Raw genomic sequence first — 26006 nt, 5'->3', positions numbered from 1 at the left:
TTTATCCTCACAGGCTCTATCCTCGGTTGGTTGGGAAATGCAAGGGATGACACGCTTTCTGGCACTGTTGACCGGTTTGATTCTATACGCAGTGACGACACCGCAAGCCGCACGCGCGGATGCGGCCGATGATTTGCGCTCCGGGCTGTATGAAATGCGCAAGGGCGACTGGAATGCGGCGCTGCGCGTATCGGGCCAGCGCGGCTCGGTCTCGCGCGATGTCATCGTCTGGCACTGGTTACGTGAGGGATTTGGCAGCTCGGGCGATGTGCTGGTGTTTCTCGAACGCCGCCCGGACTGGCCCGGGCTGGACTGGCTGCGCCGCAAGAGCGAGCCGGTCTTTACCGGGGCCGATCCCGACAGAGTTCTGAAGTTTTACGCTGGCTTGCCCCCTCAGACTGCTGAAGGCGCGCTGAACTATGCGGTGGCCCTTAAGGCCAAAGGGCGCATTGGCGAGGCGGAAGCCGATATCGTGACAGCCTGGCGTACCATGCCGATGGGGTCGGGGTTGCAAAAGGACTATCTGGAGAATTTTGCCAGACTGCTGAAGCCGCACCATGCCGCGCGGCTGGACCGGATGCTGTGGGATGGCCATTTGGTCAGCGCAGAACAGATGCTGCCCCTGGTCAGCACCGACGAGCGCAAGTTGGCCGAAGCGCGGATCGCATTGCAGAAACGCCAGCCAGGCGTTGACGGCAAGGTGGCGGCGGTGCCGAAGTCGCTGGCAGATACGCCGGGGCTGGCATTCGACCGTTTTGTCTGGCGGGACAAGAAAGAACTGGATGACAGCGCCGTCGACCTGATGCTGGCACGGTCAAGCGGACCGGAAGCCCTGGGCGAGCCTGACAAATGGGCCGAGGGTCGCCGCCGTCTGGCCCGGCTCGAGATGCGATCGGGGCGGGCGGCGCGTGCTTATGACGTAGCGGCCAAGCACCATATGACCCCCGAAATGGGATATTCCTATGCGGATCTGGAGTGGCTGGCCGGGTTTCTGGCCCTGCGCAAACTGAATGACCCCGCCACAGCCGTGCGACACTTCCAGAATTTTTCGGATGCCGTGCAATCGCCAATCTCGAAAGGGCGCGGCGGCTATTGGCTGGGGCGGGCTTACGCCGAGCTTGGGGACGCAGACAAAGCCTATGAGGCCTACGCCATGGGCGCGGACCATCAGACCTCTTTTTATGGTCTTCTGGCGGCGGAACGGATCGGACGACCATTTGACAAGGAACTGGCCAATCCGCGTCGCGCCCCGCATTGGCGTCAGGCAGATTTCGCCGATTCCAGCGTTCTGGAAGCCGGGCTGCTGTTGCTCAAGGCCGGCGAAGACAACTTGTCCGAGAGGTTCCTGACCCATCTTGTCGAAGGTCTTGACCCTGTGCAGGCCAATCAGTTGGGCGACCTTGCGATTGAGCTGAAACAGCCACATCTGGCCGTGATGATCGCCAAGCGGGCAGCGACCACGGGCACCGTTTTGCCTGCGGCCTATTACCCGGTTCATCCGGTGGCCGACATGCGCCTGCCAATGGCCAAGGAAATGACGCTGGCCATCGCGCGGCGCGAAAGCGAATTTGATCCGGTTGTCGTCAGCGGCGCGGGGGCGCGCGGCCTGATGCAAGTGATGCCAGCAACAGCCAAGCTGGTGGCCGGAGAACTGGGGATACTCAGCGGCCATCAGACCGGTCGGTTGACGTCGGACTGGCAATACAATGCCAAGCTTGGCGCCAACTATCTTTCGGGCCTTGCGACCGAGTTCAACGGGAATGTCGTCATGATGGCGGCCGGATACAATGCCGGTCCAAAGCGCCCGATCTCGTGGATGGAACGCTATGGTGATCCGCGCACCGGTGAGGTGGATATCGTAGACTGGATTGAGACCATTCCGTTCAATGAGACGCGCAATTATGTGATGCGCGTGACCGAAAGCCTGCCGGTCTACCGCGCCCGTCTGGGGCAGCCCGCCCTGCCGGTTCCGTTTTCGCAGGAACTGATCGGATCATCGCTGGCGGCGTTCGCGCCATAAGGTAAACAGACCTGCGGCCACAACAATCGCTGCGCCCGTGACAACTTCGGGGCGCAGTTTTTCACCAAAGATCGAAATCCCCAGAATCGCGCTCCAGACAAGGTGGAAATAGGCGAAGGGTTGGACGGCGCTGGCTTCGGCCATCTCATAACATTTGATCAGCAGCCAGTGCCCCGTTGCCCCGCTGACGCACAGCAACGCCATCCACAGCCAGTCGCTGCGGGCCATTGGCTCCCAGAACCACATTCCAAAAAGGGTCATGGCGATGGCACCAACAACGCCGGTCCAGAAAAAGCTGGTGGCCGTGCTGTCCTGACGTGCGACATAGCGTGTCAGCAGGCCGTAAATCGCAAACAGAAACGCCGAGATCAGCGGTATGACGGCCCAAGGATCAAAAACACCAACGCCCGGCTGCAGAATGATCAGAACACCAATGCAACCGACACCGATCGCAACCCAGCGCCGCCATCCAACCTTTTCACCCAGAACCGGACCGCTCAGCGCGGCGACAAGCAGGGGATAGCTTATGAAAACGGCCATACTGTCGATCAGACCGAGCACTGTGAAACCGAACACGGCGACGCAGATCTCGGTGGCCAGCAGCAGGCCCCGCAGTATCTGAAGCCCCATCTGGTTCGTCTGCATGGCCGCCCTTAACCCGCCGGAAGATCGCGCCGCCAATGCAATGACAAAGGCCGCAAAGAACCAATAGCGGATCATCACCACCATGTAGGTGTTATAGGTTCCGGCCAAATGGCGTGAGATACCGTCCTGCAAGGCAAAGACAATCGTCGCGCCCACCATCAGGGCGATACCCGCACCTGCATTGTTTTTCTGCGTCATGCCTTGAGCGCCCGCGTCATGTGCCGCTTGCGGCCATAGCCGGATGTACGGGTGACGGTGAAACCGGCATCCTGAAGCCCGCGGCGAACAAACCCGGCGGCCGTATATGTGGCTGCCGTGCCATCGGTGGCAGTATGCGCCGCCACTTGCTGCATCAGCTCTGCCCCCCACAATTCAGGGTTCTTGGCAGGAGAGAACCCGTCAAGGAACCAGACGTTGGCCATGCCTGCCCATTGCGGCAGGCTGTTGCGCGCATCGCCGATGATCACTTCGCATTGAAGGGTTTCAAGATTGCAGGCGTGACCTGTCCAATGGGCCAGAAACCGGCTGCTCCACGGGTGTAACTCGGGGAAGGCCTCATGCGCGTGACGCATATCATCCGTGGCCATGGGAAAGGCTTCGAAACTGGTGAACCGAAGCGGGCCTGTTTGGCCGGATTTCTCCCATTCAGACCAAACCGTCAGCAGGTTCAGACCGGTGCCAAAGCCCAACTCGGCAATATGAAACCCCGGCGCAAAGCGTTCTGGCAGATCATTGCCTGCCAGAAACACATGGCGCGTCTCTTCCAGCCCGTTTTGCAACGAGTAGTAGGGATCGTCGAAACGGTCCGAGACCGGTATCTGATCCTCGGTCCACGTCAATTCGGCATGCTGGTCTGCCATCGGGGAATCCTGTAGCTAAGCGGCGCGACACTGAACAAGGAAAAGGGAATTGGCAATGGTCGATGTGACGGTTCGCGGGGCAGGAATTTTCGGCTTGTCCATCGCCTGGACCTGCGCCCGGCGGGGCGCGAAGGTACAGGTTGTCGACCCTTTTGGGCCGGGTTCCGGGTCCAGTGGCGGTCTGGTGGGGGCCTTGGCCCCGCATGTGCCCGAAAACTGGAATGCCAAGAAAGCTTTTCAATTCGACAGCCTGATCATGGCCGAACCCTTTTGGCAGCAGGTCGAGGGTACCGGCGGCGTTTCCCCCGGCTATGGCCGTCTGGGCCGTCTTCAACCCATTCCTGACACCCGCAGCCTTGATCTGGCCCGGCAACGCGAAAGTTCAGCCGATCAGCTTTGGCAGGGGCAGGCAGAATGGCGGGTGATCAAAACATCGCAGGCCGGATCGTGGTACCCGCCCAGCCCCACCGGCTTTGTCATCCGCGATACACTGACAGCGCGCATGCATCCCCGGCGGGCCTGCGCTGCGTTGGTTGCAGCCCTTGAGGTGATGGGCGTTCACGTTGTCAGTAACGCTGATGATAAAGGACAGGTTGTCCACGCCACGGGCCTAGCAGGATTACTGGAACTGAACGACGCCTACGGAAAGACCGTCGGAAACGGTGTCAAAGGTCAGGCCGCCCTGTTGCGCTTTGATGCAGGAGAGATGCCACAGCTATTCGCAGATGCGGTCCATATCGTGCCACATGCGGACGGAACGCTTGCAATCGGATCATCGTCTGAACGGGATTATGACGACCCGACCAGCACAGACGGTGCTTTGGACGATGTCATAGACCGCGCCACGCGCGCGCTGCCGCTTTTGCACGGGGCCGAGGTGATCGAACGTTGGGCCGGGGTGCGTCCCCGCAGCAAAAGTCGCGCCCCGATGTTGGGCCTGCATCCGTTGCACCAGGGTCAATTCATCGCCAATGGCGGCTTCAAGATCGGATTTGGCATGGCTCCGAAAGTGGCCGAGGTCATGGCTGATCTGATGCTGGAGGATCGGGATTCGATCCCCGATGACTTCCGCCCCGAAGCCTCACTGTGATAGGGCCACAGCCTTCATGCATTGCCGCCCGTCCGGGCCGCGCACCCACATGTCCTGACCGTTCCGGCACAGCTGGGCAGTCTCGAAATGCATCAACGGTGAGGTCGCACGGAAAGAAAACGATTTGAGTGGTCCGCCAAGATCAACTGCAAACAGCATCAGAAGCTGCGCCAGAAGTGGCCCGTGCACAACCAGCCCTGCATATCCTTCCACATCACGCGCATAGTCCAGATCGTAGTGAATGCGATGGCCGTTGAAGGTCAGCGCCGAATAGCGAAACAGCAGGGTGGAATTAAACTCGACCGCGCGGATATCCGTTTCATCCGTGCGCGATTGGGGCGGCGCCGGAGCCATCACACCCGGTGCGGGGTCTTCACGATAAACAAGATCCTGCCATTCTGTCAGACAAAGTTGGCCGCCTTGCCGTATCTCGTGCCGCAACGTGACAAAACCCAACGGGCCGGACCGCCCCGCTTTTGCGCTTTGGTTTTCAAGAACCGATGTCCTGTCAGCAGGGACACCCGCGATCAGCGGTGCATGAAATTCCAATTGCCCACCGGCCCACATTCTGCGGGGCAATCCCATATCCGGGATCAGGCCACCCACCTTGGGATGCCCATCCCGCCCCAGCTCGGCAGGCGGTTGCGGCGCCCAGAAATAGAGCTGATGGAAGAATGGCGGCAGAGCTGAGCCTTTGGCAATTGTTGGCTCAGAGCCCAACGCAACCTGAAACGACGCTGCACGGGCCGGGTCAAGGATATCGCTTTGACGCTGTTCCAACATATGGGCAGTCCAAGCTCAGAAACCGGCCTCGGCCCTGAGTTTCTGCATCAGCATGTGCAGTGAATTTTCATATCGCTCGGACAACAACCTTCCCTGATCGTCGAACTCATTCGAACTGTCGGCGAGGTGGATTTCCGGACCCTGCAAGATGCGGGGCTGAAAGGGCACCATGCAGGCGCGCAGGATCATCTGCGCCCTTTCCCCACCAGCGCGGCCACCCGCCGCCGACATCACGGCAACCGGCTTGCCCGCCCATGGATTGCCCTTTGTCCGGCTGACCCAGTCCAGTGCGTTTTTCAGAACTCCCGAAGGCCCTTTGTTGTACTCGGGCGTCGAGATGATCACCGCATCCGCCTGCCCGATCTGGTCGGCCAGCATCTGAACAGATGCCGGTATCCCTTCGGCATCCTCCAGATCGCCATCATACAGCGGCAGGTTCAGGTCTGCTTCGGCATAGCTGACAGGGTCGAATAACCGGGCAGCTTCGCGCAGCAGCTTGCGGTTCGTCGCGTCCTTGCGCAGGGAGCCGGACAGGCCAAGCAGGGTCGGTTGAGACATCAGGGACAACTCCGTTTCAGTGTTTCCCAATAGTTAAACCGAGATTGACCCTGACCAAACCCCCATTGACGCACAGTCATTGCGCAACAAGGGCCGGGCCAGACCGGTCCTGCGTTTCAGGATCACGCGTTTCCGCTGGGGACTACGACAATCTCAACCCGACGGTTTTGCGCTTTCCCTTGTGGCGTCAGGTTGGACGCGACCGGGTTGTTCTCACCCTGACCGTAGGTTCTGATACGGCTGTAGCTGACACCATTGGCCTGCAGGATATCCGCGACCGCGTTTGCGCGACGCTCGGACAATCCCTGATTATAAGACGCGTCACCATCGCTGTCGGTATGACCGATGATCTGCACGTTCGAGTTGGGATAGTTGACAAGGTTTTGGCCCACTTTCACCAGATCCGCCCGCAGCGCCGGGCGCACGGTCGAGCTGTCCGTGTCAAACGTAATGTCATTCGGAACAGTCACGATCAGCCGGTCACCCGCATTGACGATAGTAATCCCGTCATTTGCCAGTTGCTGACGCAATTCCGCAGCCTGCTTGTCCAACTGGTTGCCGATCAGACCGCCACCTGTGGCACCAATGGCGGCACCAGCCAGCGCCCCAAGACCCGGGTTCGAATTATTGGCGATCGCGCCGACACCCGCACCGATAAGCCCCCCCAGAACCGCACCCTGCTTGGTATTTTTATTGGGGTCGTTCTGCACGGTCAGGGTGCCCGGATCGGTACAGGCCGTCACGGCCATGATTGAACACAAGCCTGTCGCCAGGAAAAACTTTGAAATCGTCATGATATCACCTTCTGCTCCGGTACCCGTTCTTCGGGCTTGATCCATTTCACCCAGTATATCACTGCGCTTGCTCACAGGCTCAAGCAACAATGCGGTGAAATAGGCGAATACCCGCCAAAGGCCACTCATACCGGTTCCGCAAAGGTGCCCGCGTGCTGTTGCTCCTGCCAGAGATCGCGCAAAGATTTACCCTGCCCCAGAAATCCTTCGTCAGTGTATTCACTGGACCAGATGCGATCGGTTCTGAAATGGCGAAAGCCGTTTCGCATCTCGCACCACCCTGCCAGCAACGAACATTCGACGTGATAGATCAGCGCCAGTGGGCGCACCACGCGGATGGTTTGTTCGCCTTCACCATCTACGTAAGTGATGCGGATTTTCCGTTCTGCCCGAATAGCTTCGCGGTAATGCGAAACAGAAACACACCCCTTCTCGGGATCATCCGCCGGAGCCCCCCAGGGTGAAACCTGCAACCAATCAGTCGGGCTATGCAGCGCATCGATCTTCTGACAGATCCGACTGGCGGCGCGCTGCAGGTGGCTGTCGCCGGTGCGCGCCAGAAGAGACAGGCCAACCCACAGGGCTTCAACCTCTTCCGCGTCGAAATTCAGAGGCGGCAGATCGTAACCGCGCCGCATCATGTAACCGACACCGGCCTCACCTTCGATAGGTGTTCGCTGGGCCTGCAATTCGGCAATGTCACGATAGACAGTGCGGCTGGACACCTCTAGCCGGGTGGCCAGTGCTTCTGCCGTGACCGGCGCACTTGCGGCCCGCAAGATCTGGATGATTTCAAACAAACGGGTCGAACGGCGCATCGCATTCTCCTGACACTCTGCTGACACCCTAGCACACCCCACTGACAACATGCTGTCAGCAGTGACGCGCGATTATGGGGGGATATCACACAAGGAGCCAAGAAATGCCGCACCTCGACAACCACGTCATGATGACACTGAAACTTGGCCAATGGTCACAGGACCACACACTGCGTGCCTTCGAGATTGAACGTGAGATCGCGCAGGAGCGCCATCGCCGCCAATCGGTTTCGACGAAACGAACAAGACGCATTTCGCTGGGCAACCTGAAGATGCTGTGGGCCAGAATTGCCTGAGATCAGAAATCGGGCAGGGCGCGAAACTTCATCGAATGCCCGCCCTCGGGATGCTTCAGGCGCAATTCTTCGGAATGCAGCATCAATCTGGGAAACTCCCTCGCCGCACCTGTTGCATAGAACGGATCGCCCAGGATCGGGTGACCCAATGCCTGCATATGAACGCGCAGCTGATGAGACCGCCCGGTTTTAGGAAACATACGCACGCGAGAGGTCTCGCCCTCATGTTTCACAACGCGCCAATCGGTGACCGCAGGTTTGCCCGTATCATGACACACCATTTGTCTGGGTCGGTTGGGCCAGTCCACGATCAACGGCAGGTCAACCGTGCCGGTCTTTGGCTCCATCCGCCCCCAGACACGGGCAATATAGGTTTTCCGGGTCTGCCGCTTTTCGAACTGCATACTCAGATGCCGTTGCGCATGGGGTGTTTGGGCAAAAACCATGACACCTGATGTGTCCCGGTCCAGTCGATGCACAAGCAACGCCTGAGGGAAAGCCGCCTGCACGCGTGTCAGAAGGCAATCAGCCAGATGATCGCCCCGCCCCGGCACGGAAAGCAGACCCGACGGTTTGTTCACCACAATCAGCTGCGCATCTTCGTGCAGCACGTCCAGCGCGGTTTGCGGGGGGGCATAGGTTTCGCTCATGCGGGCCTGCCTATCTCAGCACGCTTCTTCCCGCAACGTCGTCCTTGCGCGTCCGCCCATGTTCGGTGAACTTCTGCGCAGGAGGACAGGACATGCACCCGACAATTGAACGACTACAAGAGGTTGTCGCCAAGGGCGATGAGGCGCTGATCCACGATCTGCTGGCCGAAGATGTGAAGTTCCTTCCACCAACCTATTTCAGCACCTGGACCGGGCGCGCACCTGTGGCTGCCGTTCTTGGCCATGTCGGGCAGGTCTTTTCCGACTTCCGGTATCGCCGGATCATGGGCGCCGGCAACGATTGGGCGCTGGAGTTTCAATGCAAGATTGGAGATCTGGACGGCATTGGCGTTGACCTCATTACGCTGAACGAGGACGGTTTGATCCAAATCTTCGAAGTCGCCATGCGCCCCTACAAAACAGTCGGCGCTTTGCGCGAGGCGATGATGGCGCGCGTGATGACTGACGCTCGTTTTCTGGAATTCAAAAACGCCCTGACGTGACCTGATGATGCGCACCCTGATAGCACCCGACCAGGTTCTACGTGTGCCTTTGTTGCCCGTTCTGGCCACGCAAGCCCTTTTGGTGCGCCGTAACGCCCGGCTTTTGCCAGAGCCAACTGGCCCGCGAGAGGGCCGAACAGGGCGTGGCCCCCGCCTGCGTTTGCTGATCACCGGCGATAGCTCGGCGGCCGGAGTGGGCGCGGGAACTCAGGCGCAGGCCTTGTCGGGACAGCTTGTGGACCGGCTGGCCAGACATCACACGGTTGAGTGGCAACTTGAGGCCACCACAGGGTACACGACGCTGGATACGATTGACCGCCTGAGGGGCATAAAGGGCGAATTCGATGCGGTGGTCACGGCTTTGGGGGTGAATGACGTCACCCGCGCCGTCTCTTGCCGCACATTTGCGGATCGCCAGGCGCAGCTTATCAACATCCTGTCAAACGAACTGGGGGCGCGGCGAATAGTCATCACCGGCGTTCCGCAAATGAACAGGTTTCCGGCCCTGCCACATCCATTGGCCTGGGTGCTTGGCCGTCAGGCTGCGCGGCTGGATAATGCGTTGCAACAGGTTGTGTCCGTCCATCCCCATGTGCTGCACCTGAGGCTTGATCTGCCCGACGACCCGGCCCTGGCGGCACCGGACGGCTATCACCCAAGCCCCCGGGCCTATGCGCTGTGGGCAGATGCTGCAGCACGCCTGTTGCTTCAGGCCTGAGCCCGCGCCTGCCGGATCAATGGGATCGAGTAAATGACCAAAGCCACCCAGATCAGGGGGAATGCGATCATGCGTCCGGTGTCGATCTTCTCACCGAACAGAGTGATGGCTGTAATGAAAATCATAGTCGGCGCAATGTATTGTAGGATGCCCATGGTCGACAGGCGCACCAGCTTGGCTCCGTTCGCATAGACCAGCAATGGCACCGCCGTGACGATACCGGCGCAGGACAACAATGCGGTATCGGACATCGCTGCGCCGAAATGGCCTGTGCCTTGCACACCCAGCCAGGTGACATAGGCCAGGGCCGGGATCAAAAGGATCAGGACCTCAAGCAGAAAACCCTGGTTGGGACCAATTGGAAGGGATCTCTTAAAGAATGCATAGAAACCCCAACTGACCATCAAACCCAGCGCCGCCCAGGGAAGTCGCCCAGCCTCAAGCACAAGCACAAGAACGCCCAGCGCGGCAAGCCCCACCGCGAACAGCTGGGTCCGCGTCAGGGGCTCACGCAGCAAAATCGCGCCTAACGCGATACTGAACAGCGGGTTGATGTAATACCCCAACGCCGCGTCCAGCGCGTGCCCCGTCGAGATCGCCCAAACATAGATCGCCCAGTTCACGGAAATCAGCGCCGCCGTCAAAGCCGCCATGGCCAGCATCCGGGGATTGCCCAGTGCAGCTTTCAAGTCCCGGGTGCGCCCCAGCGCGACCAGCAGCAAACCTGCAACCGGAACAGACCAGATAACCCGATGCGCCACCACCTCGACAGGTCCAATGTGATCCATCGCCTTCATATAAAGCGGCAGGAATCCCCACATGACGTACGCTGTGACAGCCAAAGCCAAACCTTTGGGAGTATCCACATTCTGAGGTGGTAATGGCGTGGGTGTCACGAAGGCTCTCCGGTTTATACCGGTTCCGTTTACGGCAGAACTGAACGGATTGAAAACTCTGAAAACAGTGAAGTGTCACATAACGATTTGTGATAAGTTTGCTGACCGCAGCTGTTGCCCCTAAAATTGCGAGGCTCTGCCTCGCGCTCCGGGATATTTAGAGCCAGGTGAAGCAAGGGATCCGCACTTCATCTGGCCCAAAATATCCCGGGGGAGTCGCCCGGCACGGGCGGCGGGGGCAGCGCCCCCTACCCTGTCTGTCAGACCTTCACCCGTTCGGATTTCGGGTCATACATCGGTTTAAGCGATGCTTCGGCTTTAACCTTCACGCCGCAAACATCGATCTCATAGGTTGAACCCAGAACGTCTGCGGCCTTTTCACCTTCGCACGGGACATAGCCCATTCCGATGGCACCACCGAGGCTATGACCGTAATTGCCGGAACTCAGGTAGCCGACATATTCGCCATCACGCACGATCGGCTCGTTGTGGAACAACAGCGGTTCAGGGTCGGTCAGACGGAACTGTACCAGACGGCTTTTCGGGCCGCTTTCTTTTCGTGCAATCACCGCCTCACGCCCGATGAAATCACAGCCTTTGTCCACCTTGACGGCAAAGCCAAGACCAGCATCAACCACGTGATCCTCACAGGTGATATCGTGGCCGAAGTGCCGGAAACCCTTTTCGATCCGGCAGCTGTCCATCATGTGCATACCACACAGCTTCAGCCCCATGTCCTGACCAGCCTCATGCAGGGTCTCAAAGACGTGGCCCGCCATGTCTGAGGAAATATAGATTTCCCACCCAAGCTCACCCACATAGGTCACGCGATGTGCACGGGCCAGGCCCATTCCGATCTCGATCTGCTGGGCAGTACCAAAGGGGTTGGTCGCGTTTGTGAAATCGTTGGGCGAGACCTTTTCCAGCAGAGCCCGGGCGTTTGGCCCCATGACAGCGAGAACGCCTTCACCCGCTGTGACATCTGTAATGACCACGTTGAAATCCCCGACATGGCGCATCATCCATGTCTGATCCGCCAAGCGCGTGGCTGCAGGGGTCACGACCAGATAGGCGGTTTCGGTCAGGCGGGTTGCGGTGACATCCGCTTCGATCCCGCCTGTGCGGTTCAAAAACTGCGTATAGACGATCTTGCCGACAGGGACCGAGTAGTCACCCCCGCCAATATAGTTCATGAACTTTTCGGCATCAGGGCCTTCCACACGAATCTTGCCGAAGGAAGACATGTCATACATGCCCACATTCTCGCGCACGGCTCGGTGCTCGGCAGCGGAATTCTCGAACCAGTTCTGGCGCTTCCAGCTGTACCGGTATTCGCGCTCCTGCCCTTCATTCGCGTACCAATTGGCCCGTTCCCAACCTGCGATTTCTCCAAAAACGGCGCCCTGTTCTTTCAGGTGATGGTGGAACGGGGTTCGGCGCACACCGCGTGCAGTGGCTTTCTGGCGATAGGGGTAGTGGTCGGCGTAGAGCAATCCCAACGTTTCTTTTGAGCGTTCAAATAAGTACTTCTTATTACCCTGAAACGGCTGCATCCGACCGATATCCACGTCGCCCAGATCAAAGGGCTTTTCACCGGTATCCATCCACTCGGCCAGCGACATGCCCGCGCCACCGGCGGACTGGATACCGATCGAGTTGAACCCGGCCGCGACCCAAAAATTGTCCATCTCGGGCGCCAGACCCAGGTGATAGGCGTCGTCGGGAGTAAAGGATTCGGGGCCGTTGAAGAAGGTGTGAATACCCGCCTCGGACAGCATTGGCATCCGGTTGCACGCCGCTTCGAGGATCGGTTCGAAGTGATCGAAATCCTCGGGCAGTTGGTCGAACTCGAAGTTGTCGGGAATACCGTTCATGGCCCAGGGTTTGGCATTGGGCTCGAATGCGCCCAACATCATTTTGCCCGCGTCTTCCTTGTAGTAGGCGCATTCATCTGGCACCCGCAGAACCGGCATCTGGCTCAACCCTTCAATGGGTTCAGAGACGATATAGAAATGTTCGCAGGCGTGCAGCGGCACATTCACGCCGGCCATCTTGCCTACCTCGCGCCCCCACATTCCCGCGCAATTGACAACCATATCACAGGCGATATGCCCTTGGATTTGCCCATCATCACTGACCCAGTCGACACCGGTTGCACGCCGTCCGCGCCGGGAAATCCCGGTCACCTTCACCCGTTCCTTGATCACCCCACCGCGTTGACGCGCACCCTTGGCCAACGCCAAGGCAATATTAGCAGGATCCGCCTGGCCATCGGTTGGCAACCAGACGCCACCTGCCACGCCGTCGAGGTTGATGTGCTCATATCGCTCTTTGACTTCGGTCGGAGAAAGCTCTTCGACCGGCACGCCAAAGGCGCGGGCCATTGCCGCATTTCGGTGAAGCTCCTCCAACCGCTCACTGGTCAGGGCGACCGAAACGGACCCGACCTGACGCAGGCCGGTGGCGACACCGGTCTCTTCCTCAAGGCCCAGATAGAGCTCTGCGGAATAGCGCGCCAGTTTGGTCATGTTGGAAGACGCGCGCAGTTGCCCGATCAGGCCCGCCGCGTGCCAGGTGGTGCCGCTGGTCAGTTGCTTGCGCTCAAGCAGAACAACATCGGTCCAGCCCTTCTTGGTCAGATGATACGCGACCGAACATCCGATGACGCCGCCACCGATGATGACCACTCGGGCCTTGCTGGGAAGATCAACCATCCTGAAATCTCCGCTGTGTCAGGTTTGGCGTAAACTGCCACGGAAGATCGACAATAAATGCACCAAAAACGTCACAAGATCCGCATTTTTCACCGATGTGTCGCGGCCCGCTTTTCCCGCCGAACGACAAAGGGAGTGACTCCGAAGAAGCTTTTGTAAACAGAGGAAAACCCGTTCGGAAAACCGCAGGCCAACCCGATTTCGCGAACGCTCATAGTGGTGTTCAAAAGCAGGTTATTGGCCTTGGCCAGCCGCATTTCGCGATAGAATCCGTTGGGCGTGGTGCCAAAGAAGGTTTTGAACTTACGCTCAAGCGAGCGGTTCGACAGTTGCAGCGAATCGACGATCTGATTGATCGGCAGAGGGTCTTCAATATTGGCCTGCATGAGCTTGATGCACTGATCCAGCTTAACATCTCCGGTCGCCGTCAACTTTACCCCCGAGAAAGGCTGCATCGAGGCGAAATCCCGGATGTTTTCATGTAACATGATGTCCGCCACGGTCATCTTTGCAGGCCCTGAGATATGGCGACCGATTACTGCCAGAGCGACGTCTGTTGTCGCCTCCATTCCGGCACAGGTCACAACTGCGCCCTGTTCGGTTGCAATCGACAGTTTGGCTTCAAACCGGGCCCCGCGTTCCCGCAGGAACGAGGCGTTTTCCCAGTGAGTTGCCAAGTCATCTGAACCCTGTTCGTCGATATACCGGCTGGCCGCTTCCGCCAGCAGAAACACCTTGGCATCGCGGAAAGTATAGTCCGACACCACCCGCCCCAAAGACAAGTCCGGGTGATCCGGGTCAGAATTGCCGATCACGAAAAGATAATTCGCCTTGGGCTGGTTCTGCACGGGTTCCGTTTGCACCACCGCGTCGCTGCTGCTGGAGATCGGGCCACCTCTGAGCGACCGATAGGCAAAAGTGAACGGCGGCTTCGGACACACACGATTTGCCAGCCTGAGAACCTCGACCAATGAGGCCAGTTCAAGCAGCACAAATCCGGGTGCGACCAGAATATCGAAATGTTGCTGTATTGCCTGCGGTGAATCAGAAGCAACTTTCCTCATCGCTGTCACCTTAGACGATCTCGTGCCCGGCAGCACGCAACCGCTTGGCCAGCGCTTCGATGTGGTCCGGGCCAATTTCGCAGCACCCGCCGACAATCGTAGCCCCCTGACCGACCCAACGCATGACGTGATCCGCATAGGCATCGGGATCAAGATCATGGCGCTGATCCAACGCATCCACTGTCGGCGCGTCCTTTAGAAACTCATCTGAAATATGTGTAAAGCCGTTGGCGTAAGCACCATAGGGCTTGTTCATGCCGGACAGGATGCCCAGAGCAGCCGGGATCGCTTCGGGGCGCGAACAATTGATCAGCAGCGCGTCAGGCGAAAACTCTTCTACCAAAGACGCGACATCCCTGAGTGGTTCGTCGGACCTGAGGCGACGGCCATCGTCGTCATTGACCGTGAATGACAGCCAGACTGGTTTGCCACATCCGGTCGTTCCACGCAGCGCGCCCTCGGCCTCCTGCACCGAAGATACTGTCTCGATCAGAAACAGATCGACGCGTGCAGCCATCAAGGCCACAAGTTCAGCGAATTTTTCCGCCGCATCTGCCGGGTCGGGATTCAGGTCGGGTCGGTAAGAAGCCAGAAGCGGCCCCAGAGACCCGGCAATCCGCCCCCCGGTCGAAGTACAGGCACGTTCGGCCTGCGTCAGGGCAGTGTCGATAAGGGCGGGCATCTGGTCCTCCATCCCCACCCGCACCAGGCGTGAGCGGTGGACGGCGTAGGTATTGGTGGTGGCAACCGTGGCACCACTGCGGAAGTAGTCGCCATGCACCGCGCCGACCAGATCAGGGTGGTCGATCATCACACGTGTGGACCATAGCGGCGTCGCCCGGTCTCCGCTGCGTTTGACCAGTTCCTGTCCGATTGAACCGTCCAACAGAGTGATCTTTGTCATGTCCTTGCTCCTTAAGGCAGCAGCACGAGTTTACCCGGAAGGGTCTTTGCCTGAAAATCAGCCTGTGCGCGGGCGATATCCTTCAACGGGTAGGTTCGGGAAACCAGTGGTTTGATCCGTCCGGTATTCATCAACTCCACAAGGCGGCAAAAGACTTCGGGCGCCTGATGCGTGCAGCCGTGGATGGTGATATCGCGCAAATAGATGTCTCGCAGATCAGCCTCGACAATCGGGCCGGCAATTGCCCCCGAAACGGCGTAGTGCCCGCCGGGTTTCAGGGCAAGGATCAGCGATGCCCATGCGGGCCCGCCCACCACATCTATAACCGCGTCGAACATATCCTGCGGCGGCAGCTCATCCCGGCCAAATGTGCCCAACGCGCCTTGGGATTTGACGACCTCTGCCTTCGCTGCCGCCGTCACACCCCAAACCGACGCTCCGCGCAGCGCAGCAAGCTGCACCGCCGCCAGACCAACGCCGCCTGACGCGCCGGTGATCAGAACCTTTTGCCCTGCCGTCACGCCCGCGCGCGTCAGCAGGTTTTCGGCAGTACCAAAGGCACATGGAATGGCCGCAATTTCCACGTCTGACAGGGGCGATGCACTTACGTCATAAAGGTCATTTGCTTCAACCAGACAGTATTGGGCAAAAGCGCCATCAATCTCAGACCCGAGCGCAATAAAGCCCTGAGGGCTGCCGGGGCGCGGACGCGGCAGGTTGATCGGGCAAGTCACGCGCTGGCCCTTTTTGAACCCCGAGTTTGGCCCAACCTTTTCAACGATCCCGCACAGATCGCCCCCCTGAATGCGGGGAAAGTTCAGTGCGCCACCCCATCCGCCGGCTTCAATATCCTGATCGACGGCATCCGTCGCACCGGTGACATCCGATGAATACCAGCCGACCCGCGTGTTGATGTCCGTGTTATTCACGCCTGCTGCAGCGACCCGAACAAGCACCTGCCCCGGCCCAGGGGCCGGGACAGGGATATCGTCGCGCCATTCCAGCGCCTCTGGCCCGCCATGGCCGGTCAGATAGACGCCAGACATGGTCGCCGGAAGCGTCACGCGCGCAACCGCTCGTTCTCGGGGTCCCAGAGCGGCTGGTCCAGCTCTACCACGGCGCGGCATTTCTGGCCGTAGATTTCGACCTCAAGCTCAGTTCCCGGATTGGCAAGCTCGGCTCGGATCATGCCCAGCGCGATGGATTTACCAACACGGTAGCCCCATGCGCCGGATGTGGTTTCGCCCACGATCTCATCGCCATGCCAGATGCAGGACATATACGGCGCGTCGCAATCGCCCGCATCAACAGTCAGGGTGACGAAGGACTTTTTCACGCCTTGCTGCTTTTCGTTCAGGATTGCGGCCTTGCCCGGGAAGTCCTGCGGTTTGTCCAGCTTGACGAAACGCTCCAACCCGCCTTCAAGCAGGGAATAGTCGGTCGACAGATCGCCCTTCCAGGCGCGGTACCCCTTTTCGATCCGCAGCGAGTTCAGCGCATACATCCCGAACGGCTTGGCACCGGCATCGATGATCGCGTCGTAGATCGCAGGCATATCCGCATTTTCAGCGTGAACTTCCCAGCCCAGCTCACCAGCGAATGAGACACGCAGCAGAGCGACCCATCCGCCTTTGATTTCGCTTTCCTGAAAGCTGAGCCACGGCAAGGTCAGATCGGCCTCGGTAACTTTGCTGAGAATGTCCCGAGATCGAGGCCCGGTAACGATCAGCGTGCTCATCCGCGTTGTCCAGTCTTCCAGCGTGAACTCGGCATCGGCGGGTATGTGACGCTCAAGCCATTCACGGTCATGCCATTGCGCGGTCGCTGCAGTGACCAGAACGAACAGGTCTTCGGCCTCGCGCGTGACCGACATTTCGGTCAGGATGCGCCCGCGGTCATCTGCGAAGTAAACCAGCCCAACCCGACCAATCTTGGGCAATGCCCCTGCAACCAGACCGCGCAGCCATTCATCAGCACCCGGCCCCTGTATTTTGAACCGCGAGAAGCCCGGCAGGTCCAACACGCCACAATGATCGCGCACGGCCTCACATTCTTCCTTGATCCGCTGTTCCCACGGTCCGGACCGTCCCCAGGTATGGGTCGCGTCGAGCGAGGTGTCATCGCCGGGCTGGGCAAACCAGTTGGCGCGTTCCCAGCCGTTATAGGCACCCATTACGCCACCCAGCGCTTTGACCTTGTCATGCACGGGCGACAGTTTCTTGTCGCGCGCGGCAGGCCATTCATGGTGCGGGAAATGCATGGCATATTCGTTACCATAGACTTCCATGCCTTTCTGGTTGCAATAATCCTGATCGGTGTAATCGGTGTAGCGCCGCGGATCGACGGCCCACATGTCCCATTCGGTCGCGCCATCAACGACCCACTCGGCCAGAACCTTGCCTGCGCCACCGCCCTGCGCGATGCCGAAGGTGAAAGTATGCGCCTCGAACGCGTTTTTCACACCCGGCATCGGGCCGATCAGCGGCAGCCCGTCCGGCGCATAAGGGATCGGCCCGTTGATGACGCGTCCAACGCCCGAGGTTGCCATCAGCGGCACCCGCTCCATCGCATCGGTGACGATATCTTCGATGCGGTCCAGATCGTCATTCCACAATTGAAAGCTGAAATCATCCGGCATCGGATCGTCTTCGGTCATCCAGTGGCCCTTGCAGTTGGGCTCGTAAGGACCAAGGTTGAAGCCGTTCTTTTCCTGCCGCAGGTAGTAAGAGACATCCACATCACGCAGCAGCGGCAGCTTGGCACCGCTTTGCTTGGTCCATGCTTCGATCTCGGGGATTTCATCGGTCAGCAGGTACTGGTGACTCATGACCATTGCCGGAACGGTGCGGCCACCGAAGGGCTTGAACCATTCACCCACACGCTGCGCATAATACCCGGCTGCGTTCACAACATAGTCACAGGCTATATCGCCTTTGTCCGTGTGCACGGTCCAGGTGCCGTCGCCATGCTGCGTCACGCCAGTCGCCGGGCAGAAACGGATGATCTTCTGCCCCATATCGCGTGCGCCCTTGGCCAGCGCCTGGGTCAGCTGCGCCGGATCGATATCACCATCCGTCGGGTCGTAGAGAACACCTTCAAGATCGTGCGTTTCCAGGAAGGGATAGCGCTCTTTCGCCTCTTCCGGGGTCCACATTTCCATCGGGATACCCTGATAGCGGCCCATCGCCATGGCGCGCTCGAACTCCTGCACACGTTCTTTCGAATGCGCCAGTCGGATCGAACCGGTCTGGTGGTAGTTCATCGGGTAATCGACTTCCTCACCCAGACGCGCATACAGCTCGGTCGAGTAGCGCTGCATGTTCATGATCGCCCATGAGGTCGAAAAGGTCGGAACGTTCCCTGCAGCATGCCAGGTCGACCCGGCAGTCAGTTCGTTCTTTTCCAGCAGAACACAATCGGTCCAGCCTTTCTTGGCAAGGTGATAAAGCGAGGAAGCCCCCACCACACCGCCTCCGATAATGACCACGCGGGCTTTTGTTGGAAAATCACTCATGCGTTTTGATCCTTGTTACTGCGCCTCTTGAGGCAGATCGTCCGTAATGTCGTAGTAGTCGCCCTTGTCAGCCACAAAGATGTGCTTCGAGAGCGAAAGACCTGTGGGTGCGTCCAGCGCGCCCATGGAAATCGAAATCGTGTCTTCCTGGTTGTGATGCCAGAAGAGGAACGAGCCACATTTGCTGCAAAATCCGCGCCGGGCGATGTCAGACGCGCAATACCAGCTGAGTGTGTCACTGGCCGAGAAACTCAGGTTGTCCTTATGGGTCGAAGTCGAAGCCCAGACATGGCCCGACTGTCTGCGGCACTGTCCGCAATGGCAGACCGACGGCGGCGACAGGTCTCCGTCGATCGTGAACGCGACCGAGCCGCAAAGGCAGGATCCCTTATGCATCTGACTACCCCTTTGTTGCGGGTGTGGTGCTGGTTCCCAACAACACACCGTAGATGACAAAACAGGCCGCCGTGATCCGGCGCACCCAGATATTGAACACCGCGCCCAACGCTGCCTTGCCCATCAAGGCACCCAGCGCCGTAAAGCCGGTGTAGCTGAGTGTGGTGATGACCAGCGCGGTCGGCATGATAACCCCCATCTGCTGCCAGATCGGAACCTCGGGCTGAACGAACTGCGAAAACGCGGCCAGGTATCCGGCGACGCTTTTGGGATTGATCGTGGCCACCGCAAGCGCGTGCAGATAGACATGTCGCGCCGGACGCTCGGAGGCTGGTGCGGGTCTTGTCGCATTCATCCAGCCGCGAATCCCCAACCAGATTAAAAATCCCGCGCCAATCAACTTGGCGACAAAGAACCCGGTCGGCGATGCAGCGATCAGGGCGGTCACACCCAGCGCAGACAGGATCAGAAAGGCGCTGGCCTGCGTGAGAATAGCCAATACGCCTAGCATTGCCCTTGGAAACGGAAGGCTCATCCCGTTCGAGATGCAATTGACCGCGTTCGGACCCGGGGTGGTCACGAAAACCACCCAGAACAACGCGAATATGGTCCAGGCCTCGAACGACATCAATAAACCGGCGGGGCGATAACCCAGATGGCTACAGCGGGCTCATCATAAGGGTTGGCCCATTGATAGGGTTCATGTCGGAATCGAAAGCTGTCACCCGGCCCAACCGTGAACGCGCGTCCCCCGATTGTCAGGTCCAGCTTGCCCGAGATCATGTATCCGACTTCCTGTGTCGGGCGATTGGCCGGTGTCTGCATCTGCGAGTTGGGTTTGAAGGTGGAATGCACCATTTCAAAATCATCGGTCAGATCCGGCGAGAGCAGCTCTTCGATCAACCCTTCCTCGCCCGACCCCATGGGGCGGCGCGAGCCGGCACGCACGACATATCCCTGCTCGTCCGCCGGTGCCGCCGAATGCGCAAACAACATCGACATGGGGACGCCAAGGCATTCGGCGATCTGCCTCAGGTCCGAGATCGACGGCTCGGACATGTCACGCTCAACCTGGCTGAGCCAGCCCACAGACCTGTCCAACCGGATCGCGATATCACTCAGCGTCAATCCTCGCGCCTTGCGCAGCGCGCGGATATCAGCACCGAGTGTCGCACTTTGCGGGGCCTGACTGTTCAAGGATAGCTCCAACGCTCGTGAAAATTTCACCTCTTTTTTCACGATGACTCGATTCCATGAAATTTCCAAGCATTTTTTCACGTGGATCCATATTCCGGATTGGCTATGCCCTGACGGCTCGGTCACTCAGCTAATATGGTAAACATAAATATCGGCGGTGTCCGAGGCGCGCTCCGGCCAAAGCGTAAAGCCTGTTTTTTCCAGAACGCGGGCTGAACCTGGATTGTCACGCCCGACCCCGGCAATGAGACGCACGGCAGGCCCAGGCGTCAATGCGTCCTGCAAGCCTTGCAGCAACTCGGGGGCGTAACCATTCCCCCAAGCGGTTTGAGCAACCAAATAGCCGATGTGAAGGCTTGGAATTGCCTCGGTGTCAGAACTCATGGCCAACACCATGAGGCCGATCAGGTGGTTACCGCGGCTTTGGCGCGCAAGCAGAATATCGCTTTCAGCACGTCTTTCATCAATCCAGTTCGAAATCTCCCGGCCCTGCAACTGCATCGGGGGCGGCAGGTGTTTCAGGACCTCAGGGGTCAGAAGCGTGACAAGATCATCTTCAAGCCGAACCCGCAATCGCGGATCGGCGAGTTCAACCTTCCAGTTGCGAACCGAGAGGCGCGGAGTTCGGAAATGGCCTGGGACCATGGTTAATCCAATACGGTTCGGGCTTTCCTGTTTTATCAAACCCCGAGCGAAATCGAAAAGAGGAAACCGGTAGACGCACCTTGTACAGACCGAAAATCAATCAGGCTTGCGCGAAGGTCTTTGACAGGATCGCGGACAGGTTATCCGCGTCTTCGGTTGAGAACGCGTCGGGTTGATTGCTGTCGATGTCGAAAACTGCAATCAGCTCGCCCGATGCGTTCCGGACCGGCAGAACCAGTTCGGATCGGGTGGACGAGGCGCAGGCGATGTGACCCGGAAACGCGTCCACGTCGGGCACCAGTTGCACTTCGCCGGTGCGCGCTGCCGCCCCGCAGACGCCGCGTTCGAACGGGATGACGAGGCAGCCATGGCCACCTTGATACGGGCCAATTTTAAGCAAGCCCGGTTCTGTCACCCGGTAAAACCCGGTCCAGTCGAAACGATCGTCGGAATGGTGGACCTCGCAAGCAACGGTAGCCATCAGGGCAACCTGATCGTTTTCGCCTTCGGTCAATGCTGCAATTGTACTAGCCAGCGCGCTGTAATCGACGGTCATAGGTTCCAAACCCCTTGGAAAACTCGGGGGCGCCGCCCCCGAACCCCCGGAGTATTTCGAAAAAGATGAAGGGTCAAATGCGTTCGATCGCGATAGCTGTTCCTTCACCGCCGCCGATACAGATTGCAGCAACCCCCCGCTTGAGATTTCGTTTCTCGAGCGCGTTCAACAAAGTGACCAGAATACGGGCGCCAGATGCGCCAATAGGATGGCCCAAGGCGCAGGCCCCGCCATTTACGTTTACCCTGTCGCGCGGCAATCCCATTTCGTGCATGAAAGCCATCGGCACAACTGCGAAGGCTTCGTTGACCTCCCACAGGTCGACATCATCCTTGTTCCAACCGATGCGGGACAGAAGCTTTTGCGCCGCCGGAACCGGTGCAGTCGTGAAAAGTCCGGGCGCTTGAGCATGGCTGGCATGTCCCAAAATCCGGGCCCGAACTGTCAGTCCTTGCGCTTCTGCCGCCTCAGCCGATGCCAGAACAAGCGCCGCCGCGCCGTCGGATATTGACGAGGAATTGGCGGCGGTCACTGTCCCGTCCTTGCGGAAAGCCGGTTTCAGTGTCGGAATTTTCTCGGGACGGGCGGATTTGGGTTGCTCATCAGCGACCTGTACGACCTCACCCTTACGCGTGCGCACTGTGACGGGGACGATCTCGCCCTCGAAAGCACCGCTTTCTTGCGCGGAAAGTGCGTTGGACAAGGATTTCAAGGCATATTCATCCTGCGCTTCGCGGGTGAACTGATACGCCTCGGCGCAGTCTTCGGCAAAGGTTCCCATCAGGCGGCCCTTGTCATAGGCGTCTTCCAGCCCGTCAAGGAACATGTGGTCGATCACCTGACCATGACCGATGCGCGCACCGCCCCGCATTTTCGGCAGCAGGTAGGGCGCGTTGGTCATGCTCTCCATCCCTCCGGCGACCATTGTGTCCGCAAGACCCAATGCGATCTGGTCGAAGGCCATCATCGCCGCCTTCATCCCGGAACCACACATCTTGTTCAGCGTGGTGGCAGGAACCTCCTCGCCTAAACCCGCCGCGAAACCCGCCTGGCGCGCCGGTGCCTGCCCCTGACCTGCGGGCAGGACACATCCCATCAACACCTCGTCAACCGTCTGCGCCCCTGCCTGCTTTAACGCGGCACGAATCGCTGCGCCGCCAAGCTCGGATGCTGCGACACCGTCGAACATGCCCTGAAAACCACCCATTGGTGTTCTGGCAGCACCTGCAATAACAACATCTCTCATCCGGATAATCCTCCTGTCGTCCGGCCCTTGAATACCGAATGGTAAGAATTCGCGTCTAGCGTATTTCTACGACTCATTTTCAGATTGGAGGCAGCCGGACCATGGGGCTGACCAGCACATCAGACGGAACGACACAGATTATCACGGTTCACTCTGACCGGATCGACGCTGCGATGGCCATTCAGTTCAAAGAAGACATGCGCGCAGAGACCGAGGCCTGCGCCGATCGGGTTGTCCTGGACCTTTCAGGCGTCGAGTTCATCGATTCAAGCGGACTGGGCGCAATCGTAGCGTCCATGAAACAACTGGGGCTGAACCGAAGGCTTGATCTGGCAGGCCCGCAGCCCGTGGTGGAAAAGGTCTTTCGCCTGACGCGCATGGATACCGTGTTCAGGTTGTTTGCAACACTGGATGACGCCCTGTCGGAACCAGACAGGTGACAACAGCAGGAGTGCGACAACGTGGAGCCCATTTGTAACGCGACCTGCCTGGAATTGAGCTTTCCCGCAACGGAAACAGAAGCCAGTGCGGGGATTGCGAAACTCAGCGCCGGACTGGCGAAACGAGGGTTGCCGCCGCACAAGGCGGACGATGTCAAGATCGCACTGGCAGAAGCAATCAACAACGTTGTGGAACATGCCTATATGGACGTGGCCCCGGCCGGGGTTCAGGTGACATGCCGATTGGACAGAAACCGGCTGGACATTCTGATTTCGGACACGGGCCATCCATTGCCCGGCTACGAACCACCAGACGGAACGCCGGCACCACTGGGAACCCGCATTCAGGATTTGCCCGAAGGCGGGTTCGGCTGGTTCCTGATTCATCAACTGACCAGCGATATCTGTTATGAGCGTCGCGACGGGTGCAATCGGCTATCCCTGCGATTTAACTTTGACAAGAACGGGTAATCAGCCGCAATTGGCCACAATAACGCCATTTTCGAAACATTGTCGCGCCGCAAATCGCCGCCATACAGTGACTCGTAGCTCAGATAGCTTCCCTCGGCGCCAATTATCACAGCCCCCACCCAGTGAACGGCGCCGAGGATCTCCCCCCAAACTTGAATTGACTGGACAACCGGCAATCAGAGAATAGCTTTCCCCTGTTTGAAGGAGAAAGAACCCACCATGCGTGATCTGCACAAACCTGGCCGGTCGGAAGTTTTTGCAACGCGGGGGATGTGCGCAACGTCGCACCCGCTAGCCGCCAAAGTGGCAATCGATATTCTTGAGCGCGGCGGCAACGCCATGGACGCCGCGATAGCAGGTGCGGTTCTGCTTGGCATCTGCGAACCGCAGATGACCGGGTTGGGGGGCGATTGTTTCGTTTTGTTCAGCCGTGCGGGCGAAAACCGGATACGCGCATTGAACGGATCGGGTCGCGCACCGGCCGCCGCGCGGGCGCAGCCCTTGCGGGACAAAGGCCTGTCGTCTGTACCGTTGAGCGGTCCGGATGCGGTGACTGTTCCCGGTGCCGTGGACGCCTTCTGTCACCTTGCAGAAACCGAAGGGCGATTGGGGCTGGACGCGATTCTGGAACCCGCAATCCACTATGCCGAGGCTGGCGTTCCGGTGGCCCCCCGGGTTGCGTTTGACTGGAAAACCGGGGCGGCCACATTACAGGGTGCTGCGCGTGACCATTATCTGATCAAAGGGCAGATACCAGCTATCGGTCAGATCTTTCGCGCCCCCGGTCAGGCTGAGGTCTTGCGCAGGATCGCCAGTCAGGGACGCGACGCATTTTATTCAGGAGACATTGCCGAGGATATGATCCGGGCCCTGTCTGCACGCGGAGGTGTCCACACCGCCGAAGACTTTCACTGCACCAAGTGCACTGAAACGCAGCCCATGCGCGGAGCCTACAAGGGTGTTGATCTGGTCGAACACCCGCCAAACGGCCAAGGCGCGACCGCGATCCTGTTGCTGAACATTCTAAAACAATTCGATCTGGCCAGTATGGATCCATTTGGAGCAGAACGGGTTCATATCGAGGCTGAAGCCACCAAGCTGGCTTATGACGCGCGCAACCGGTTCATTGCGGATCCCGATCATGTCGCACGGGCCGAGCGGTTTCTTGATTTGGATGTTGCGGTCCGGCTGGCTGCATTGATTGACCCAAAAGGCGCAATGCCCGCAGCAGCACCTTTGACGGAAGCCATTCACAGGGACACGGTCTATATCACGGTGGTCGATCGCGACCTTATGGCTGTGTCGCTGATCTATTCGATCTTTCATGGCTTTGGATCAGGGATCGCATCCGAGAAATACGGTATCTTGCTTCAGAACAGGGGCGCGGGGTTCACGCTTCAGCCGGGTCACCCCAATGAACTGGCTGGCGGCAAGCGCCCGATGCACACGATCATACCGGGGATGTTGACCGAGAATGACCGTGTCACGATGCCATTCGGCGTCATGGGCGGTGCTTATCAACCGACCGGGCACGCGCGTTTCGTTTCGAACCTTAGGGACTTTGGGCTGGAGCTACAGGAAAGCATCAACGCGCCGCGTGCCTTTTTCGATGGGAATGTCCTGAAGCTGGAGCGGGGCTATTCCGAAGAGGTAGCGAAACAATTGTCTGAAATTGGACACAATATTGAAATTCCAGAAACGCCACTTGGAGGAGCGCAAGCAATCCGAATCCGAAAAGACGGTGTTTTGGAAGGTGCCAGCGACCCGCGCAAAGATGGGTGCGCCCTTGGATACTGATCAGCGGCAGTACAATGCCGACCGTTTCGCCAAACCTAGTTCAGGTGGAAATGCAGAGGGTAAGCACCGTCTTCAAACGGGCCGAACATGTTGGAGATATCCGGGTGCTCGACCGGCTCTCCAGAATAGTCTGCAACCAGATTTTGTTCTGAAACATAAGCAACATAGAAGGATTGGTCGTTCTCTGCCAGCAGGTGGTAGAACGGCTGTTCTTTCCGCGGACGGCTGTCTTCCGGAATGGCCTGATACCATTCTTCTGTGTTCGAAAATTCCGGGTCCACGTCAAAAATCACCCCTCGAAAAGGGTGTTTCTTGTGACGGACCACCTGGCCCAATCCGTATTTCGCGCGTGTCTTTAACATTGTTTCGGCCCCCACCGCATTTACTAACGGTTTTTGGCCCGAAATGCCAATCATTGATGTGAAATTCAG

Annotated in this window: 28 protein-coding genes; 8 read left to right on the top strand and 20 right to left on the bottom strand. The window is 58.8% G+C overall.

The window, feature by feature from the left end:
- The first annotated feature begins 46 nt into the window (after window positions 1-46).
- Window positions 47-2020, top strand: coding sequence for a lytic transglycosylase domain-containing protein (locus ACR0EK_RS14920; RefSeq protein WP_480900423.1), 1974 nt, complete (start codon window positions 47-49; stop codon window positions 2018-2020).
- Here the strand turns inward: ACR0EK_RS14920 and ACR0EK_RS14915 are convergent.
- Window positions 1994-2863, bottom strand: coding sequence for a DMT family transporter (locus tag ACR0EK_RS14915; protein ID WP_480484082.1), 870 nt, complete (start codon window positions 2861-2863; stop codon window positions 1994-1996). The two genes, ACR0EK_RS14920 and ACR0EK_RS14915, sit on opposite strands and share 27 nt — an antisense overlap.
- Window positions 2860-3525 carry a tRNA (5-methylaminomethyl-2-thiouridine)(34)-methyltransferase MnmC2 gene (gene mnmC2, locus ACR0EK_RS14910; protein WP_480920564.1) on the bottom strand — a complete coding sequence of 222 codons (666 nt, stop codon included), beginning with the start codon at window positions 3523-3525 and terminating at the stop codon, window positions 2860-2862. Before mnmC2 ends, ACR0EK_RS14915 begins: the two co-directional genes overlap by 4 nt.
- A gap of 55 nt (window positions 3526-3580) precedes the next feature.
- Between mnmC2 and ACR0EK_RS14905 the strand changes: the two genes are divergently transcribed.
- Complete coding sequence (locus ACR0EK_RS14905; RefSeq protein WP_480967904.1) at window positions 3581-4615, top strand: NAD(P)/FAD-dependent oxidoreductase; 1035 nt, start codon at window positions 3581-3583, stop codon at window positions 4613-4615.
- On the opposite strand, the gene ACR0EK_RS14900 is transcribed toward ACR0EK_RS14905, so the two are convergent.
- The 4 genes from ACR0EK_RS14900 to ACR0EK_RS14885 form a co-directional block, all read right to left on the bottom strand.
- The gene (locus ACR0EK_RS14900) at window positions 4607-5398 is read right to left on the bottom strand and encodes an HTD2 family dehydratase (RefSeq protein ID WP_480900430.1); all 792 of its coding nucleotides are present in this window, start codon (window positions 5396-5398) and stop codon (window positions 4607-4609) included. The two genes, ACR0EK_RS14905 and ACR0EK_RS14900, sit on opposite strands and share 9 nt — an antisense overlap.
- A gap of 15 nt (window positions 5399-5413) precedes the next feature.
- Window positions 5414-5956, bottom strand: coding sequence for an NADPH-dependent FMN reductase (locus tag ACR0EK_RS14895; protein ID WP_480900432.1), 543 nt, complete (start codon window positions 5954-5956; stop codon window positions 5414-5416).
- A gap of 122 nt (window positions 5957-6078) precedes the next feature.
- Window positions 6079-6750 (bottom strand): YiaD family glycine zipper/OmpA-like lipoprotein, encoded by a 672-nt coding sequence (locus tag ACR0EK_RS14890; protein ID WP_209505259.1) that lies wholly within the window; start codon window positions 6748-6750, stop codon window positions 6079-6081.
- A 125-nt stretch (window positions 6751-6875) separates the two neighbouring features.
- Window positions 6876-7568, bottom strand: a complete 693-nt coding sequence (locus tag ACR0EK_RS14885) for a helix-turn-helix transcriptional regulator (RefSeq protein ID WP_480774077.1) — start codon at window positions 7566-7568, stop codon at window positions 6876-6878.
- Window positions 7569-7672: 104 nt separating this feature from the next.
- On the opposite strand from ACR0EK_RS14885, the gene ACR0EK_RS14880 reads away from it, so the two are divergent.
- The gene (locus ACR0EK_RS14880; RefSeq protein ID WP_267363584.1) at window positions 7673-7864 is read left to right on the top strand and encodes a hypothetical protein; all 192 of its coding nucleotides are present in this window, start codon (window positions 7673-7675) and stop codon (window positions 7862-7864) included.
- Window positions 7865-7866: 2 nt separating this feature from the next.
- Here ACR0EK_RS14880 and ACR0EK_RS14875 read toward each other — a convergent pair whose 3' ends face one another.
- The gene (locus ACR0EK_RS14875) at window positions 7867-8514 is read right to left on the bottom strand and encodes an RluA family pseudouridine synthase (RefSeq protein WP_267363583.1); all 648 of its coding nucleotides are present in this window, start codon (window positions 8512-8514) and stop codon (window positions 7867-7869) included.
- A gap of 92 nt (window positions 8515-8606) precedes the next feature.
- Here ACR0EK_RS14875 and ACR0EK_RS14870 point away from each other — a divergent pair, with 92 nt between their 5' ends.
- Window positions 8607-9017, top strand: a complete 411-nt coding sequence (locus tag ACR0EK_RS14870) for a nuclear transport factor 2 family protein (protein ID WP_480506396.1) — start codon at window positions 8607-8609, stop codon at window positions 9015-9017.
- A gap of 4 nt (window positions 9018-9021) precedes the next feature.
- Window positions 9022-9735, top strand: coding sequence for an SGNH/GDSL hydrolase family protein (locus ACR0EK_RS14865; RefSeq protein ID WP_480506397.1), 714 nt, complete (start codon window positions 9022-9024; stop codon window positions 9733-9735).
- On the opposite strand, the gene rarD is transcribed toward ACR0EK_RS14865, so the two are convergent.
- The 12 genes from rarD to ACR0EK_RS14805 all read right to left on the bottom strand — a co-directional run bounded on the left by rarD (window position 9726) and on the right by ACR0EK_RS14805 (window position 22867).
- Window positions 9726-10631, bottom strand: coding sequence for an EamA family transporter RarD (rarD, locus tag ACR0EK_RS14860; protein WP_267363579.1), 906 nt, complete (start codon window positions 10629-10631; stop codon window positions 9726-9728). The two genes, ACR0EK_RS14865 and rarD, sit on opposite strands and share 10 nt — an antisense overlap.
- A 260-nt stretch (window positions 10632-10891) precedes the next feature.
- A complete protein-coding gene (locus tag ACR0EK_RS14855) occupies window positions 10892-13345 on the bottom strand; it encodes a GcvT family protein (protein ID WP_480900435.1) in 2454 nt (817 codons plus the stop codon).
- A gap of 89 nt (window positions 13346-13434) precedes the next feature.
- Window positions 13435-14409, bottom strand: coding sequence for a GlxA family transcriptional regulator (locus ACR0EK_RS14850; protein ID WP_480967903.1), 975 nt, complete (start codon window positions 14407-14409; stop codon window positions 13435-13437).
- Between the two features lie 10 nt (window positions 14410-14419).
- Window positions 14420-15313, bottom strand: a complete 894-nt coding sequence (locus ACR0EK_RS14845) for a homocysteine S-methyltransferase family protein (protein ID WP_480967902.1) — start codon at window positions 15311-15313, stop codon at window positions 14420-14422.
- A gap of 11 nt (window positions 15314-15324) precedes the next feature.
- On the bottom strand, window positions 15325-16359 hold the full coding sequence (locus ACR0EK_RS14840; RefSeq protein ID WP_480774083.1) for an alcohol dehydrogenase family protein: 1035 nt from the start codon (window positions 16357-16359) through the stop codon (window positions 15325-15327).
- A 14-nt stretch (window positions 16360-16373) separates the two neighbouring features.
- Window positions 16374-18827 carry a GcvT family protein gene (locus ACR0EK_RS14835; protein WP_480900438.1) on the bottom strand — a complete coding sequence of 818 codons (2454 nt, stop codon included), beginning with the start codon at window positions 18825-18827 and terminating at the stop codon, window positions 16374-16376.
- Between the two features lie 15 nt (window positions 18828-18842).
- Window positions 18843-19223, bottom strand: a complete 381-nt coding sequence (locus tag ACR0EK_RS14830) for a GFA family protein (protein ID WP_480484095.1) — start codon at window positions 19221-19223, stop codon at window positions 18843-18845.
- A 4-nt stretch (window positions 19224-19227) separates the two neighbouring features.
- Entirely contained in the window at window positions 19228-19851 is a 624-nt protein-coding gene (locus ACR0EK_RS14825) for a LysE family translocator (protein WP_480484096.1), read from the bottom strand.
- Complete coding sequence (locus ACR0EK_RS14820; RefSeq protein WP_267365885.1) at window positions 19851-20420, bottom strand: helix-turn-helix domain-containing protein; 570 nt, start codon at window positions 20418-20420, stop codon at window positions 19851-19853. Before ACR0EK_RS14820 ends, ACR0EK_RS14825 begins: the two co-directional genes overlap by 1 nt.
- A gap of 126 nt (window positions 20421-20546) precedes the next feature.
- Window positions 20547-21065 (bottom strand): GNAT family N-acetyltransferase, encoded by a 519-nt coding sequence (locus tag ACR0EK_RS14815; protein ID WP_480900442.1) that lies wholly within the window; start codon window positions 21063-21065, stop codon window positions 20547-20549.
- A 100-nt stretch (window positions 21066-21165) separates the two neighbouring features.
- Complete coding sequence (locus ACR0EK_RS14810) at window positions 21166-21621, bottom strand: GAF domain-containing protein (RefSeq protein ID WP_480488625.1); 456 nt, start codon at window positions 21619-21621, stop codon at window positions 21166-21168.
- Window positions 21622-21694: 73 nt separating this feature from the next.
- Window positions 21695-22867, bottom strand: coding sequence for a thiolase family protein (locus tag ACR0EK_RS14805; RefSeq protein WP_480900444.1), 1173 nt, complete (start codon window positions 22865-22867; stop codon window positions 21695-21697).
- A gap of 101 nt (window positions 22868-22968) precedes the next feature.
- On the opposite strand from ACR0EK_RS14805, the gene ACR0EK_RS14800 reads away from it, so the two are divergent.
- From ACR0EK_RS14800 to ACR0EK_RS14790, 3 genes are all read left to right on the top strand, one after another.
- Entirely contained in the window at window positions 22969-23307 is a 339-nt protein-coding gene (locus ACR0EK_RS14800; protein WP_480484099.1) for an STAS domain-containing protein, read from the top strand.
- A gap of 21 nt (window positions 23308-23328) precedes the next feature.
- The gene (locus ACR0EK_RS14795) at window positions 23329-23778 is read left to right on the top strand and encodes an ATP-binding protein (protein WP_267365664.1); all 450 of its coding nucleotides are present in this window, start codon (window positions 23329-23331) and stop codon (window positions 23776-23778) included.
- A gap of 219 nt (window positions 23779-23997) precedes the next feature.
- A complete protein-coding gene (locus tag ACR0EK_RS14790) occupies window positions 23998-25575 on the top strand; it encodes a gamma-glutamyltransferase family protein (RefSeq protein WP_480900446.1) in 1578 nt (525 codons plus the stop codon).
- Window positions 25576-25610: 35 nt separating this feature from the next.
- Here ACR0EK_RS14790 and hspQ read toward each other — a convergent pair whose 3' ends face one another.
- Window positions 25611-25937, bottom strand: coding sequence for a heat shock protein HspQ (hspQ, locus tag ACR0EK_RS14785; protein WP_209504966.1), 327 nt, complete (start codon window positions 25935-25937; stop codon window positions 25611-25613).
- Window positions 25938-26006: the final 69 nt, after the last annotated feature.

The sequence above is a fragment of the Ruegeria sp. AE4 genome (assembly GCF_056542185.1).
The sequence above is the reverse complement of the archived record's forward strand: the minus strand, read 5'-3'. Positions and strand labels throughout refer to the sequence as shown.

What these genes read in the sequence shown, in the direction of transcription:
- ACR0EK_RS14920 (WP_480900423.1), top strand. Translation starts at nt 47, where the DNA reads ATGACACGCTTTCTGGCACTGTTGACCGGTTTGATTCTATACGCAGTG.
- ACR0EK_RS14915 (WP_480484082.1), bottom strand. Translation starts at nt 2,863, where the DNA reads ATGACGCAGAAAAACAATGCAGGTGCGGGTATCGCCCTGATGGTGGGC.
- mnmC2 (WP_480920564.1), bottom strand. Translation starts at nt 3,525, where the DNA reads ATGGCAGACCAGCATGCCGAATTGACGTGGACCGAGGATCAGATACCG.
- ACR0EK_RS14905 (WP_480967904.1), top strand. Translation starts at nt 3,581, where the DNA reads ATGGTCGATGTGACGGTTCGCGGGGCAGGAATTTTCGGCTTGTCCATC.
- ACR0EK_RS14900 (WP_480900430.1), bottom strand. Translation starts at nt 5,398, where the DNA reads ATGTTGGAACAGCGTCAAAGCGATATCCTTGACCCGGCCCGTGCAGCG.
- ACR0EK_RS14895 (WP_480900432.1), bottom strand. Translation starts at nt 5,956, where the DNA reads ATGTCTCAACCGACCCTGCTTGGCCTGTCCGGCTCCCTGCGCAAGGAC.
- ACR0EK_RS14890 (WP_209505259.1), bottom strand. Translation starts at nt 6,750, where the DNA reads ATGACGATTTCAAAGTTTTTCCTGGCGACAGGCTTGTGTTCAATCATG.
- ACR0EK_RS14885 (WP_480774077.1), bottom strand. Translation starts at nt 7,568, where the DNA reads ATGCGCCGTTCGACCCGTTTGTTTGAAATCATCCAGATCTTGCGGGCC.
- ACR0EK_RS14880 (WP_267363584.1), top strand. Translation starts at nt 7,673, where the DNA reads ATGCCGCACCTCGACAACCACGTCATGATGACACTGAAACTTGGCCAA.
- ACR0EK_RS14875 (WP_267363583.1), bottom strand. Translation starts at nt 8,514, where the DNA reads ATGAGCGAAACCTATGCCCCCCCGCAAACCGCGCTGGACGTGCTGCAC.
- ACR0EK_RS14870 (WP_480506396.1), top strand. Translation starts at nt 8,607, where the DNA reads ATGCACCCGACAATTGAACGACTACAAGAGGTTGTCGCCAAGGGCGAT.
- ACR0EK_RS14865 (WP_480506397.1), top strand. Translation starts at nt 9,022, where the DNA reads ATGATGCGCACCCTGATAGCACCCGACCAGGTTCTACGTGTGCCTTTG.
- ACR0EK_RS14855 (WP_480900435.1), bottom strand. Translation starts at nt 13,345, where the DNA reads ATGGTTGATCTTCCCAGCAAGGCCCGAGTGGTCATCATCGGTGGCGGC.
- ACR0EK_RS14850 (WP_480967903.1), bottom strand. Translation starts at nt 14,409, where the DNA reads ATGAGGAAAGTTGCTTCTGATTCACCGCAGGCAATACAGCAACATTTC.
- ACR0EK_RS14845 (WP_480967902.1), bottom strand. Translation starts at nt 15,313, where the DNA reads ATGACAAAGATCACTCTGTTGGACGGTTCAATCGGACAGGAACTGGTC.
- ACR0EK_RS14840 (WP_480774083.1), bottom strand. Translation starts at nt 16,359, where the DNA reads ATGTCTGGCGTCTATCTGACCGGCCATGGCGGGCCAGAGGCGCTGGAA.
- ACR0EK_RS14835 (WP_480900438.1), bottom strand. Translation starts at nt 18,827, where the DNA reads ATGAGTGATTTTCCAACAAAAGCCCGCGTGGTCATTATCGGAGGCGGT.
- ACR0EK_RS14830 (WP_480484095.1), bottom strand. Translation starts at nt 19,223, where the DNA reads ATGCATAAGGGATCCTGCCTTTGCGGCTCGGTCGCGTTCACGATCGAC.
- ACR0EK_RS14825 (WP_480484096.1), bottom strand. Translation starts at nt 19,851, where the DNA reads ATGTCGTTCGAGGCCTGGACCATATTCGCGTTGTTCTGGGTGGTTTTC.
- ACR0EK_RS14815 (WP_480900442.1), bottom strand. Translation starts at nt 21,065, where the DNA reads ATGGTCCCAGGCCATTTCCGAACTCCGCGCCTCTCGGTTCGCAACTGG.
- ACR0EK_RS14810 (WP_480488625.1), bottom strand. Translation starts at nt 21,621, where the DNA reads ATGACCGTCGATTACAGCGCGCTGGCTAGTACAATTGCAGCATTGACC.
- ACR0EK_RS14805 (WP_480900444.1), bottom strand. Translation starts at nt 22,867, where the DNA reads ATGAGAGATGTTGTTATTGCAGGTGCTGCCAGAACACCAATGGGTGGT.
- ACR0EK_RS14800 (WP_480484099.1), top strand. Translation starts at nt 22,969, where the DNA reads ATGGGGCTGACCAGCACATCAGACGGAACGACACAGATTATCACGGTT.
- ACR0EK_RS14790 (WP_480900446.1), top strand. Translation starts at nt 23,998, where the DNA reads ATGCGTGATCTGCACAAACCTGGCCGGTCGGAAGTTTTTGCAACGCGG.
- hspQ (WP_209504966.1), bottom strand. Translation starts at nt 25,937, where the DNA reads ATGTTAAAGACACGCGCGAAATACGGATTGGGCCAGGTGGTCCGTCAC.